The sequence below is a fragment of the Pseudomonas vranovensis DSM 16006 genome (assembly GCF_000425805.1).
GTDB classification, from domain to species: Bacteria; Pseudomonadota; Gammaproteobacteria; order Pseudomonadales; family Pseudomonadaceae; genus Aquipseudomonas; species Aquipseudomonas vranovensis.
Genome location: NZ_AUED01000002.1, coordinates 130,496 through 143,767, shown reverse-complemented (window position 1 = coordinate 143,767; position 13,272 = coordinate 130,496). Strand labels below are relative to the sequence as shown.

At 63.3% G+C, this 13,272-nt stretch carries 11 protein-coding genes and 2 pseudogenes; 9 read left to right on the top strand and 4 right to left on the bottom strand.

The window, feature by feature from the left end:
- Positions 1–141: 141 nt before the first annotated feature.
- Positions 142–285, bottom strand: a complete 144-nt coding sequence (locus H621_RS28445) for a hypothetical protein (protein WP_156905599.1) — start codon at positions 283–285, stop codon at positions 142–144.
- Between H621_RS28445 and gbcB the strand changes: the two genes are divergently transcribed.
- A complete protein-coding gene (gbcB, locus tag H621_RS0104615) occupies positions 284–1,381 on the top strand; it encodes a glycine-betaine demethylase subunit GbcB (RefSeq protein ID WP_028942236.1) in 1,098 nt (365 codons plus the stop codon). The genes H621_RS28445 and gbcB overlap by 2 nt on opposite strands.
- 97 nt (positions 1,382–1,478) lie before the next feature.
- Here the strand turns inward: gbcB and H621_RS29190 are convergent, their stop codons facing one another.
- Both H621_RS29190 and H621_RS29185 read right to left on the bottom strand, forming a co-directional pair.
- On the bottom strand, positions 1,479–2,342 hold the full coding sequence (locus H621_RS29190) for a methyl-accepting chemotaxis protein (protein WP_425337416.1): 864 nt from the start codon (positions 2,340–2,342) through the stop codon (positions 1,479–1,481).
- Positions 2,334–3,089, bottom strand: a pseudogene (locus H621_RS29185) (MCP four helix bundle domain-containing protein); the annotation flags it as partial. The pseudogene H621_RS29185 and the gene H621_RS29190, both read right to left, overlap by 9 nt.
- A gap of 290 nt (positions 3,090–3,379) precedes the next feature.
- Between H621_RS29185 and H621_RS0104605 the strand changes: the two are divergent.
- The 4 genes and pseudogenes from H621_RS0104605 (at position 3,380) to H621_RS29175 (ending at position 6,004) form a co-directional block, all read left to right on the top strand.
- Positions 3,380–3,610: a hypothetical protein gene (locus H621_RS0104605; protein ID WP_028942234.1), complete on the top strand. Its 231-nt coding sequence runs from the start codon at positions 3,380–3,382 to the stop codon at positions 3,608–3,610.
- The gene (locus tag H621_RS0104600; protein WP_028942233.1) at positions 3,607–3,909 is read left to right on the top strand and encodes a cell division protein ZapA; all 303 of its coding nucleotides are present in this window, start codon (positions 3,607–3,609) and stop codon (positions 3,907–3,909) included. The genes H621_RS0104605 and H621_RS0104600 overlap by 4 nt, the downstream gene beginning before the upstream one ends.
- A 157-nt stretch (positions 3,910–4,066) precedes the next feature.
- Positions 4,067–5,146, top strand: a pseudogene (locus H621_RS29180) (HAMP domain-containing protein); the annotation flags it as partial.
- A gap of 120 nt (positions 5,147–5,266) precedes the next feature.
- On the top strand, positions 5,267–6,004 hold the full coding sequence (locus H621_RS29175) for a methyl-accepting chemotaxis protein (RefSeq protein ID WP_425337415.1): 738 nt from the start codon (positions 5,267–5,269) through the stop codon (positions 6,002–6,004).
- Positions 6,005–6,067: 63 nt separating this feature from the next.
- Here the strand turns inward: H621_RS29175 and H621_RS0104590 are convergent, their stop codons facing one another.
- Positions 6,068–7,108, bottom strand: a complete 1,041-nt coding sequence (locus H621_RS0104590; RefSeq protein WP_028942231.1) for a threonine aldolase family protein — start codon at positions 7,106–7,108, stop codon at positions 6,068–6,070.
- Positions 7,109–7,360: 252 nt separating this feature from the next.
- Between H621_RS0104590 and glyA the strand changes: the two genes are divergently transcribed.
- From glyA to H621_RS0104570, 4 genes are read left to right on the top strand one after another with little or no spacing between them, the layout of a single operon-like run.
- Complete coding sequence (glyA, locus tag H621_RS0104585) at positions 7,361–8,614, top strand: serine hydroxymethyltransferase (protein ID WP_028942230.1); 1,254 nt, start codon at positions 7,361–7,363, stop codon at positions 8,612–8,614.
- A 20-nt stretch (positions 8,615–8,634) separates the two neighbouring features.
- Positions 8,635–9,885, top strand: coding sequence for a sarcosine oxidase subunit beta family protein (locus H621_RS0104580; protein ID WP_028942229.1), 1,251 nt, complete (start codon positions 8,635–8,637; stop codon positions 9,883–9,885).
- A 14-nt stretch (positions 9,886–9,899) separates the two neighbouring features.
- Positions 9,900–10,229, top strand: coding sequence for a sarcosine oxidase subunit delta (locus tag H621_RS0104575; RefSeq protein WP_028942228.1), 330 nt, complete (start codon positions 9,900–9,902; stop codon positions 10,227–10,229).
- Positions 10,226–13,243 carry a sarcosine oxidase subunit alpha gene (locus tag H621_RS0104570; protein ID WP_028942227.1) on the top strand — a complete coding sequence of 1,006 codons (3,018 nt, stop codon included), beginning with the start codon at positions 10,226–10,228 and terminating at the stop codon, positions 13,241–13,243. The genes H621_RS0104575 and H621_RS0104570 overlap by 4 nt, the downstream gene beginning before the upstream one ends.
- The last annotated feature ends 29 nt before the right edge of the window (positions 13,244–13,272 follow it).

The window sequence follows — 13,272 nt, the reverse complement described above, 5'->3', positions numbered from 1 at the left end:
TGTAGGTCCTCGTGGCCAGTGCTTGTGGCCGGTGAATGTGGCTAATCGTTGTTATGGCGACGCAAGGCTGAAATACAGCGGTTCATTTGCGAAGGAGTGTGCGATTGAAGCCGCCTTGAACCATATCCATGGACGACATGATCAGATCCGTTTCCGACGCGCCAGCCCTTGCGGCAGGGGGCTGGTCGCGATAAGCACGCCGATGTCGCGGATAGGAAAGTGTTCGTGTCGCAGCTTGATCAGAATCGCAGCCATCAGGCCGCAGTCGGCCGTGGAGACGAGCATGTCCAACTTCCTCAATCCGGTCAGCACCCAGACCTGGGCCAACGGCCGCCACATCGTCCGTTGCGTCAAGGTGATCCAGGAAACCTGGGATGTGCGCACCTTCTGTTTCATGGCCGACCAGCCGATCATGTTCTTCTTCAAGCCCGGGCAGTTCGTGACCCTGGAACTTGAGATAGACGGGGTGCCGATCATGCGCTCCTACACCATCTCAAGCTCGCCGTCGGTGCCCTACAGCTTCTCGGTGACCATCAAGCGGGTACCGGGCGGCAAGGTCTCCAACTGGCTGCACGACACCCTGCACGAAGGCCAGGAGCTGGCGGTGCATGGACCGGTGGGGCTGTTCAACGCCATCGACTTCCCCAGCCCCAAGGTGCTGTACCTGAGCGGCGGCGTCGGCATCACCCCGGTGATGTCGATGGCCCGGTGGTTCTACGACACCAACGCCAATGTCGATATGGTGTTCGTACACAGCGCCCGCTCGCCCAAGGACATCATTTATCACCGCGAGCTGGAGCACATGGCGTCGCGGATCGACAACTTCAGCCTGCACATCATTTGCGAGAAACATGGCCTGGGCGAGCCCTGGGCGGGCTACCGTGGCTACCTGAACCAGAAACTGATGGAACTGATTGCGCCGGACTACATGGAGCGCGAGATCTTCTGCTGTGGCCCTACGCCCTACATGCATGCGGTCAAGCGCCTGCTCGAAGGCAGCGGCTACGACATGAGCCGCTACCACGAGGAATCGTTCGGGGCGACCCCGGCCGAGGTCAAGGCCGACGCTGTCGAGCTTGCCGAGCAGGCTGCCGATGCGCCGGAAGTGGACAATGCCGACCTGCACCAGGTGGAATTCACCGCGGCCGGCAAGAGTATTCGCGTAGCGCCGGGCGAGACCGTGCATGCGGCGGCGGCCAAGCTTGGCCTGATGATTCCCAAAGCCTGCGGCATGGGCATCTGCGGTACCTGCAAGGTACTCAAGCTGGGCGGCGAGGTGGAGATGGAGCACAACGGCGGCATCACCGATGACGACGTCGCCGAGGGTTATATCCTGTCGTGCTGCAGCGTGCCGAAAGGGGATGTGCGGATCGAATACTGAACACTGTGGGAGCGGCGGTGCGACGGCTCGACTTGCCCCGCGATAGCGATCTGACCGTCACATCGTATCGCGGGGCGAGCCCGCTCCTACACAAAGGTCAGACGCTGAAGCGGGCCACCAGGCCGTTCAGGTCCACAGCCAGGCGCGACAGCTCGGCGCTGGCGGCGCTGGTCTGGTGGGCGCCGGTGGCCGACTGCACTGACAGGTCGTTGATGTTGACCAGGTTGCGGTCCACTTCGCGAGCCACCTGGGCCTGCTCTTCGGCGGCGCTGGCGATCACCAGGTTGCGTTCGTTGATCTGGGCCACGGCGCCGGTGATGGTGTCCAGCGCAAGGCCGGCGCCACGGGCGATGTTCAGGGTCGACTCGGCCCGTTCGGTGCTGTTGCGCATGGAGTTGACCGCCTGCTCGGTACCGCCCTGGATGCTGCCGATCATCCGCTCGATTTCGCTGGTCGACTGCTGGGTGCGGTGGGCCAGGGCTCGCACCTCATCGGCCACCACGGCAAAGCCGCGACCGGCTTCACCGGCACGGGCTGCCTCGATGGCAGCATTCAAGGCCAGCAGGTTGGTCTGGTCGGCCAGGCCGCGAATCACATCCAGCACCTTGCCAATGTCCCGCGACTCTTCTGCCAGGTTGCCGATCAATTCGGCGGTGCCTTGCACATCGACACTCATGCGTTCGATGGCGGTGACGGTTTCCAGTACCAGGTCACGACCGTCACCGGCTGAACGGGTCGCAGCCTGAGAGGCCTCGGAGGTGCTCACGGCATTGCGCGCCACTTCTTCCACAGCGCTGGTCATTTCGGTGACGGCGGTGGCGGCCTGTTCGATTTCGTTGTTCTGCTGTTGCAGGCCACGGGCGCTTTCGTCGGTGACGCTGTTGAGTTCCTCGGCGGCCGAGGCCAGTTGCGTGGCTGAGCCTGCAATCAGTTGCAGCGTGTCGCGCAGTTTGTTCTGCATCTTGGCCATCGCCCGCAGCAGGCGCGCGGCCTCGTCCTGGCCTTCGGCTTCGATGCGGCGGGTCAGGTCGCCTTCGGCGATGCGCTCGGCGGCCTGCAGGGCTTCGTCGATGGGCCTGACGATACTGCGGGTCAGCAGCAGGGCGCAGATCAAGGTCAGCACCGTGGCTGCCAGCAACAGGCCGATCACCAGGGCGACGGCATGGCTGTATTGGTCGGCGGCAGTCTGGTTGATCTCGCGGGTCTGTTCGGTGTTGATGCTCACCAGTTGATCCATGACTTTGTTGATCTGCTCGGAGTTGTCGAGCATGTCGCGGTTGATCAAGGTGCGCAGCACCTCCAGGTCATTGCTTTGCGAAGCCAGGCGCATGCGGTTTTCCAGTTGTCGGTACTGGCCGAGCAACTGCACGTACTGGTTGTAGGCCGTGCGCTCCTCGGTGCCATAGATCAATGGCTCGTACACCCGGCGGGCGTCGTCGATCTGCTGGTTGCGCTGGTCGATCAATTGCAAGGTGTTCTGCACCGTGTCGGCTTCGCGGTTGATCAACAGGCGGTACGACAAGGTACGCAGGCGCAGGGTCAGCTGAGTCAGCTGGTCGAGGTTGGTGATGCTGGGTACGGTGGACTGCTCGATGATTTCGCCGGCCTGGCGAATCTTGCCCATCTGGTTGAGGGCGAACAGCCCCAGGCCCAGCATCAAGGCACAGATCAAGGCAAACCCCAGCAGCGCGCGCGGGGCGATGTTCATGTTTCGTAGGGACATGGTGGTCTTCCGGGAGGGAAATGGACGCGCACGGGGTGCGACAGATTCAGGACTGACTTGCCTATCGGTCGGACGCAAAAACTCTTGAGGGCCTGAAGATGAAATTGTGAGCCAGCTATCTTCTTTCCTGACGGGCGGCTGCCAATATGGGGAACCGGACTCCGTAACCCGGGTCAATCTGCACCAGCGTGAAGCGTCTAAACCCGATATCCCTGGCTAGCACGCGGACTTTTCTTTATCGTGTGCGCCCCCCGAAAACCCCCGAGAAGGTAATCATGTTGGAAACTTCCCTCAGTCAATTGGAACAACTGGTCGGCGACCTGGTACAGAAGAATCAGGAACTGGCCGAGCGCAATGCTCAGATCAGCGCTGAACTGGCCCAAGCCAAGGACGAAAACGAAAGCCTGCAGCTGTCGCTGATGGAGCAGGAAGAGAAGCAGGGCGCTACCGCTGCACGTATCCAGGCCCTGGTCGAGCGCGCCAGCGTTGGTGCCGTCAACGCATGAGAACTTCAGCACAGCCGATCAATGTCGTGTCGATTCTCGGCAGTGACTATTCGATCAAGGCCCCCGAAGGCCAGGAACAGGCCCTGGCCCAGGCCGTGCAGATGCTCAACGCGTCGCTGGCCGAGACCAAGCGCAAATACCCCACCCTGATCGGTGACAAGCTGCTGGTTCTGGCAGCCCTCAACCTGTGCTCGCAGCAGATCGAACTGCAACAGCAGCACCAGCAGGCCCTCGACCGTTACCAAGAGCAAGTCAGCGCCACGGTCGATGTGATTGCCCGGACCATCGGCAACAGCTGATCGGCCCCCGCAACACCGTTCACACTTCTTTTGCTCGCTCACTGCCCTGTCGGCAGTGGGCGGCATTGTCGTGGGTCACTGGAGTTATTGTATTTCCTTCTGTATACAATTGGCCTGTCTATTGCAGTACAGGGCTTATTTACTCAGGGGAAGTTTCATGCAGTTCTGGCGGCGCAGTATCCAGTGGCAATTGATTGCAAGCATGGGCGCAGCCCTGTTGGTGAGCATTCTTGTGGTGGTGGGAATCTACTCGGTAGCGGTCAATCGCCTGACCGAGCGTTACTTGGTCGACACCGCCTTGCCGGCGAGCATTGAGGCAATTCGTAACGACATCGAGCGCATGCTCAGCCGTCCGCTCACCGCAGCGGCCGATATTGCCAACAATACTTTGCTGCGCGATTGGCTGGCAGCGGGCGAAGACCCGGCTCAGGCAGCACAGTTTGTCGAATACCTGGAAGCGCTGCGGCAGAAGAACCAGGCCTTTACCGCGCTGTTCGCGGCGACCGAAACCAACCACTACTACAACGAAAAGGGCCTGGACCGAACGTTGAGCCGCAGCAATCCGGCGGACAAGTGGTTCTATGGCTTCATCGACAGCGGCAACCCGCGCCTGCTCAACATCGACACCGATGGCAGTACCGGAGAGCTGGCGTTGTTCATCGACTATCGGGTGGAGAAGGCCGGAAAGCTGGTGGGCATCGCCGGCCTCGGCCTGCGCATGACCGAGTTGTCCGAGCTGATCCACAACTTCAGCTTTGGTGAGCGCGGACGGGTGTTTCTGGTGCGCGGCGATGGCCTGATCCAGGTTCATCCAGACCAGCAGTTCAGTGGCAAGCGCAAGCTTGCCGAGCAGATCGGCGCGGCCGCCGCCCAGGCCGTGCTGGACCGGAACGACAGCCTGCACAGCAGCCGTTTCGAGCGTGACGGCGAAGGTTACCTGGCCTTGAGCCTGCCTTTGCGCGATCTGAACTGGACGCTGGTCGCCGAAGTGCCGGAGGCGCAGATCTACGCCCCGGTACGTGAAACGGTGTGGATGACCAGCCTGATTGGTGGCGCGGTCGCCCTGGTGTCGCTGTTGCTGGTGGTGTTGCTGGCGGGGGGCATCGTTCGCCCGATTCGCCGGGTGACCGGCGCCTTGATGGCCATCGGCAACGGTGGTGGCGACCTGACTCACCGGCTGGATGAGTCCCGCGCCGACGAGCTCGGGGACCTGGCCCGCGGTTTCAATCGTTTCCTGGACAACCAGCGCGACCTGATCGGTGAAGTACTGCGCACTACCGAGCACCTGCACAAGGCCGTCAGCCAGGTGACCGAGGTGGTGGAAAACACGGCGGACCGTTCGCTGCGCCAGCAGGAAATGACCGAGATGGTGGCAACGGCAGTACACCAGATGGGGCTTACCGTGCAGGACATCGCCCAGAATGCGGGCAACGCCGCCCAGGCGTCGCAGACCGCGCGCAGCGAAGCGTTGCAGGCCCGTGAAGTGGTGCAGCGTTCGATTGCCCACATCGAGGGAATGTCGGGCGAGATCGGCCTGGCGGCGGGGGCGGTGAGTCAGCTGGCTGAGGAGGTGGCATCCATCGACGAAGTGCTGGCGGTGATTCGCAGCATCTCCGAGCAGACCAACCTGCTGGCGCTCAACGCTGCCATCGAGGCCGCTCGCGCCGGTGAAATGGGCCGTGGTTTTGCCGTGGTCGCCGATGAGGTGCGTACGCTGGCGCAACGTACCCAGGTATCCACCGACGAAATCCAGCACATGATCCAGCGGCTCAAGCAGGGTGCCGGCAACGCGGTGGCGTCCATGCATGCCGGGCAGGCCGCGACGGGTACCGGGGTCGAGTCGAGCCAGCGCACTGGGGCATCGTTGACCACCATTACCGGGCAGGTGGAACACATCAGTGACATGAACCTGCAGGTGGCGACGGCGACGGAGGAGCAGTCGGCGGTGACCGATGAGATCAACCGCAATGTGCAGGGGATTTCCGATCTGGCACGCCAGACGGCGGCTGAAGTGCAGGGGTGTCGGGAGGACTGCCAGGCGCTGCGTGGGTTGGCCGATGACCTGGCGCGGCAGATGGGTGGCTTCAGGCTGTAGATCGTTATCGCGGGGCAAGGCCGTTCCTACGGTAGGAGCGGCCTTGCCCGGCGATCAGGGCCCTCAGGCGCCCATGGCCGCGCGGATATCCGCCGCCAGCTCGCGCACCCGTGCCTCATCGGTGTCCCACGAGCACATGAACCGCGCACCCCCGCTGCCAATGAAGGTGTAGAAGCGCCAGCCCTTGTTGCGCAAGGCTTCCAGGGCCGGTTCAGACATCTGCAGGAACACCCCGTTGGCTTGCACCGGGAACATCAGTTCCACGCCCGGCACATCGCTGACCAGTTCGCTGAGCAACTGTGCGCAACGGTTGGCATGGCTGCCGTACTTGAGCCAGGCATCGTTTTCCAGCAAGCCCACCCACGGGGCCGACAGAAAGCGCATCTTCGAGGCCAATTGGCCAGCCTGCTTGCAGCGGTAGTCGAAGTCTTCAGCCAGCTTGCGGTTGAAGAACAGAATCGCCTCACCCACCGCCATGCCGTTCTTGGTACCGCCAAAGCACAGTACATCGACACCCGCCTTCCAGGTCAGCTCGGCCGGCGAGACGCCCAGGGAAGCACAGGCGTTGCTGAAGCGGGCGCCGTCCATGTGCAGGTTCAGGCCCAGTTCCTTGCAGGTGGCGCTGATCGCCTTGAGCTCTTCAGGGTGATAAACGGTGCCGACTTCGGTGGCCTGGGTGATGGTGACCACCCGTGGCTTGGGGTAGTGGATGTCCTGGCGCTTGAGGGCGACTTCGCGGATCGACTCGGGCGTCAGCTTGCCATCCACGCTGCGCGCGGTGAGCAGTTTGGAGCCGTTGGAGAAGAACTCCGGGGCGCCGCATTCGTCGGTCTCGACGTGGGCGGTCTCCGAGCAGATGACGCTGTGATAGCTCTGGCACAAAGACGACAGCGCCAGGGAGTTGGCCGCAGTGCCGTTGAAGGCGAAGAACACTTCGCAGTCGGTTTCGAACAGCTCGCGGAAGTACTCGGCGGCGCGGGCGGTCCATTGGTCGTCGCCGTATGAGCGGTCATGACCCAGGTTGGCTTTCTCCATTGCGGCCCAGGCTTCGGGGCAGATGCCGGAATAGTTGTCGCTGGCGAATTGCTGGCTTTGATCTGTCATGACGGTGTCCTGAGAACGACGCAGGAGAGCACTGTAAAACAACCGGCATGAACCGAACAGCGTCGCGGGGCAAGCCCGCTTCCACAGGGTTGGCCTGATACGGTGGGAGCGGGCTTGCCCCGCGATACGCGCCATGTCGTAAACGCACCACTGCAAGGCGTGCGTAGGCATCTGGGCCGTCTGCGTCGGTCATACCATCGCTGAAAAGGGCAATTGCCCCACAAGACCGATGCCGCTGCCGGGAGAGATGCAATGTTCAGCAAGCAAGACCAGATCCAGGGTTACGACGATGCACTGCTGGCGGCGATGAATGCCGAGGAGCAACGCCAGGAAGATCACATCGAGCTGATCGCCTCGGAAAACTACACCAGCAAGCGTGTCATGCAGGCCCAGGGCAGCGGCCTGACCAACAAATACGCCGAAGGTTATCCGGGCAAGCGCTACTACGGCGGTTGCGAGCATGTGGATAAAGTCGAGCAACTGGCCATCGACCGCGCCAAGCAGCTGTTCGGTGCCGACTACGCCAACGTCCAGCCGCACTCCGGCTCCTCGGCCAACAGCGCCGTGTACCTGGCCCTGCTGCAAGCCGGCGACACCCTCCTGGGCATGAGCCTGGCCCACGGCGGTCACCTGACCCACGGTGCCAAGGTGTCGTCCTCGGGCAAGCTGTACAACGCCGTGCAGTACGGCATCGACACCAGCACCGGCCTGATCGACTACGACGAAGTCGAGCGCCTGGCCGTCGAGTGCCAGCCGAAGATGATCGTTGCCGGCTTCTCGGCCTACTCCAAGACCCTGGACTTCCCGCGCTTCCGCCAGATCGCCGACAAGGTCGGCGCCTACCTGTTCGTCGACATGGCCCACGTGGCTGGCCTTGTGGCCGCCGGCCTGTACCCGAACCCGCTGCCCTACGCCGACGTGGTCACCACCACTACCCACAAGACCCTGCGGGGGCCTCGTGGCGGCCTGATCCTGGCGCGCAGCAACGAAGAAATCGAGAAGAAGCTCAATGCCGCGGTATTCCCCGGTGCCCAGGGTGGCCCGCTGATGCACGTGATCGCCGGTAAGGCGGTGTGCTTCAAGGAGGCGCTGGAGCCAGGCTTCAAGACCTACCAACAGCAGGTGATCGACAACGCCCAGGCCATGGCCAAGGTGTTCATCGACCGTGGTTTCGATGTGGTGTCCGGTGGTACCGACAACCACCTGTTCCTGGTCAGCCTGATCCGCCAGGGCCTGACCGGCAAAGACGCCGACGCCGCCCTGGGCCGCGCCCACATCACCGTGAACAAGAACGCCGTGCCCAACGATCCGCAGTCGCCGTTCGTGACCTCGGGCCTGCGTATCGGCACCCCGGCGGTCACCAGCCGCGGCTTCAAGGTTGCCCAGTGCGTGGAGCTGGCCGGCTGGATCTGCGACATCCTCGACAACCTCGGTGATGCCGATGTCGAGGCCGATGTTGCGAAGAACGTGTCGGCACTGTGTGCAGATTTTCCGGTTTATCGCTGAGTGGTCCAGGAGTAAAGACTATGCAACGTTACTCAGGCTTCGGCCTCTTCAAGCACTCGCTCAGCCACCACGAAAACTGGCAGCGCATGTGGCGCACGCCAACCCCGAAAAAGGTCTACGACGTGGTCATCGTCGGCGGGGGCGGGCACGGCCTGGCCACTGCCTACTACCTGGCCAAGGAACACGGCATCACCAATGTGGCGGTGGTTGAGAAAGGCTGGCTGGGTGGCGGCAATACCGCGCGCAACACCACCATCGTGCGCTCCAACTACCTGTGGGATGAGTCGGCGCACCTTTATGAGCACGCGATGAAGCTCTGGGAAGGCCTGTCGCAAGACATCAACTACAACGTGATGTTCTCCCAGCGCGGCGTCTACAACCTGTGCCACACCCTGCAGGACATGCGCGACTCGGAGCGCCGGGTCAGCGCCAACCGCCTCAATGGCGTGGACGGCGAGCTGCTCAACGCCCAACAGGTGGCCGAAGAGATCCCCTACCTGGACTGCTCCAAGAACACGCGCTACCCGATCATGGGCGCCACCGTGCAGCGTCGCGGTGGCGTGGCCCGTCACGACGCCGTGGCCTGGGGCTTTGCCCGCGCCGCCGACGCCTTGGGCGTTGACCTGATCCAGCAGACCGAGGTGATCGGCTTTCGCAAGGAAAACGGCGTGGTCATCGGGGTGGAAACCAACAAGGGCTTTATCGGCGCCAAACGCGTCGGTGTGGTGACTGCCGGTAACTCCGGGCACATGGCCAAGCTCGCCGGCTTCCGCCTGCCGATCGAGTCGCACCCGCTGCAGGCGCTGGTGTCCGAGCCGCTCAAGCCGATCATCGACAGCGTGATCATGTCCAACGCCGTACATGGCTACATCAGCCAGTCCGACAAGGGCGACCTGGTCATCGGCGCCGGTATCGACGGCTGGGTCGGCTACGGCCAGCGTGGCTCGTACCCGGTGATCGAGCACACCCTGCAGGCCATCGTCGAAATGTTCCCGATTCTTTCGCGGGTGCGCATGAACCGCCAGTGGGGCGGCATCGTCGACACCACGCCGGACGCTTGCCCGATCATCTCCAAGACCCCGGTGAAGAACATGTTCTTCAACTGCGGTTGGGGGACCGGTGGCTTCAAGGCCACCCCCGGCTCGGGCAACGTCTTTGCCGCAAGCTTGGCCAAGGGCGAAATGCACCCGCTGGCCAAACCCTTTTCCATCGACCGTTTCCACAACGGTGCACTGATCGACGAACACGGCGCCGCCGCTGTCGCCCACTAACAGGAGAAATCCCCATGTTGCATATCTTCTGTCCCCATTGCGGCGAACTGCGCTCCGAAGAGGAGTTCCACGCCGCCGGTCAAGCGCACATTCCGCGGCCCATGGACCCCAACGCCTGCACCGACGAGGAGTGGGGCGACTACATGTTCTTCCGCGACAACCCGCGTGGCCTGCATCACGAGCTGTGGATTCATGCCGCCGGATGCCGCCAGTACTTCAATGCCACCCGCGACACGGTGACCTACGAGATTCTGGAAACCTATCCGATCGGCGCCAAGCCGCAAGTGACCGGCAAAAACACCAGCCCGCAGTTGGCAGTCAGTGGTCAGGGAGAAAAGGTATGAGCCAGGTCTATCGCCTGTCCAACGGCGGTCGTATCGATCGCAGCAAAGTCTTGAACTTCACTTTCAACGGACAGACCTACCAGGGCTATGCCGGCGACACCCTGGCGGCCGCCTTGCTGGCCAACGGCGTGGACATCGTCGGGCGCAGCTTCAAGTACTCGCGCCCGCGCGGCATCATCGCCGCAGGGTCGGAAGAGCCGAACGCCATCCTGCAGGTGGGCGCCACCGAAGCCACCCAGGTGCCCAACGTGCGTGCCACCCAGCAGGCCTTGTACGCGGGCCTGGTGGCCACCAGCACCAATGGCTGGCCGAGCGTGAATACCGACGTCATGGGCATTCTTGGCAAGGTTGGCGGCAAGCTGATGCCGCCGGGCTTCTACTACAAGACGTTCATGTACCCGCAGTCGTTCTGGATGACCTACGAGAAGTACATCCGCAAGGCGGCCGGCCTTGGTCGTGCGCCGCTGGAAAACGACCCGGACACCTACGACTACATGAGCCAGCACTGTGACGTACTGGTGGTCGGCGCAGGCCCTGCCGGCCTTGCTGCCGCCCTGGCTGCCGGGCGCAGCGGTGCCCGCGTGATCCTGGCCGACGAGCAGGAAGAGTTTGGCGGCAGCCTGCTCGACAGCCGCGAAACCCTCGATGGCAAACCGGCCGCCGACTGGGTCGCCGCCGTGGTGGCCGAACTCAAGACCCTGCCGGAAGTGACCCTGTTGCCTCGAGCCACAGTCAACGGCTACCACGACCACAACTTCCTCACCATTCACGAGCGCCTGACCGATCACCTGGGTGATCGCGCGCCCATCGGCCAGGTGCGCCAGCGCATGCACCGGGTTCGCGCCAAGCGGGTGGTGCTGGCGACCGGTGCCCACGAGCGCCCGCTGGTGTATGGCAACAACGATGTGCCGGGCAACATGCTCGCTGGCGCAGTGTCCACCTACGTACGCCGCTATGGCGTGGCGCCGGGTCGCAACCTGGTGCTGTCGACCAACAACGACCATGCCTACCGCGTAGCGCTGGACTGGCACGATGCCGGCCTGAAAGTGGTCGCCATCGCCGATGCCCGCCACAATCCGCGCGGATCGCTGGTTGAAGAAGCACGGGCCAAAGGCATTCGTATCCTCACCTCCAGCGCAGTGATCGAGTCCCGCGGTAGCAAGCACGTGACCGCTGCCCGGGTCGCGGCCATCGACGTCAAGGCGCACAAAGTGGCCAGCCCCGGTGAATGGCTGGATTGCGACCTGGTCGCTACCTCCGGCGGCTACAGCCCGGTGGTCCACCTGGCCTCGCACCTGGGCGGCAAGCCGACCTGGCGTGAAGACATCCTCGGCTTCGTGCCGGGTGATGCCCCGCAAAAACGCGTATGTGTGGGTGGCATCAACGGTGTGTTCGCCCTGGGCGACACCCTGGCCGATGGTTTTGAAGGGGGCGTGCGCGCCGCCACCGAAGCCGGCTTCAAGGCCGTGGCCGGTAGCCTGCCGAAAGTACTGGCCCGTCAGGAAGAAGTCACCGTGGCGTTGTTCCAGGTGCCCCACGACAAGAACACCGCACGGGCGCCGAAGCAGTTCGTCGACCAGCAGAATGACGTCACCGCAGCCGCGATCGAACTGGCCACCCGCGAGGGCTTCGAGTCGGTCGAGCACGTCAAGCGCTACACCGCCCTGGGCTTTGGCACCGACCAGGGCAAGCTGGGCAACATCAACGGTCTGGCCATTGCGGCGCGCTCCATGGGTATCACCATTCCGGAAATGGGCACTACCATGTTCCGTCCCAACTACACGCCGATCACCTTCGGCGCCGTGGCCGGGCGGCACTGTGGCCACCTGTTCGAGCCGGTGCGCTTTACCGCGCTGCATGCCTGGCACCTGAAGAACGGCGCCGAGTTCGAGGACGTCGGCCAGTGGAAGCGCCCGTGGTACTTCCCGCGCAATGGCGAGGATATCCATGCCGCCGTGGCCCGCGAGTGCAAGGCGGTGCGTGACAGCGTCGGCCTGCTCGACGCCTCGACCCTGGGCAAGATCGACATTCAGGGCCCGGACGCCCGCGAGTTCCTCAACCGGATCTACACCAACGCCTGGACCAAGCTCGATGTGGGCAAGGCACGCTACGGCCTGATGTGCAAAGAAGACGGCATGGTCTTCGACGACGGCGTCACCGCCTGCGTCGGCGAGAACCACTTCATCATGACCACCACCACAGGCGGCGCCGCTCGCGTGCTGCAGTGGCTGGAGATCTACCAGCAGACCGAATGGCCGGACCTGAAGGTGTACTTCACCTCGGTGACCGACCACTGGGCGACCCTGACCCTGTCCGGCCCTAACAGCCGCAAGCTGCTCGGCGAAGTGACCGATATCGACCTGGACAAGGACGCCTTCCCGTTCATGACCTGGAAGGAAGGCCTGGTGGCCGGCGTGCCGGCGCGGGTGTTCCGGATTTCGTTCACGGGTGAGCTGTCGTACGAGGTCAACATCCAGGCCAACTACGCCATGGGCGTACTGGAGAAAATCGCCGATGCCGGCAAGCAGTACAACCTGACCCCGTACGGCACCGAGACCATGCACGTGCTGCGGGCCGAGAAGGGCTTCATCATCGTTGGCCAGGACACCGACGGCTCGATGACCCCCGACGACTTGAACATGGGCTGGTGCGTGGGCCGCACCAAACCGTTCTCGTGGATCGGCTGGCGCGGGATGAACCGTGAAGACTGCGTGCGCGAAAACCGCAAGCAACTGGTGGGCCTCAAGCCGGTCGACCCGAACCAGTGGCTGCCAGAAGGCGCACAACTGGTGTTCGACCCCAAGCAACCGATCCCGATGGACATGGTCGGCCACGTGACCTCCAGCTACGCCGCCAACTCCCTGGGTTATTCATTCGCCATGGGCGTGGTCAAGGGCGGGCTCAAGCGCCTGGGTGAGCGGGTCTACTCGCCCCAGGCGGACGGCAGCGTGATCGAGGCGGAGATCTGCGCCTCGGTGTTCTTCGATCCGAAGGGCGAGCGCCAGAACGTGTAGGAGCGAGACAGCCCCGCGGTGCGATGTTG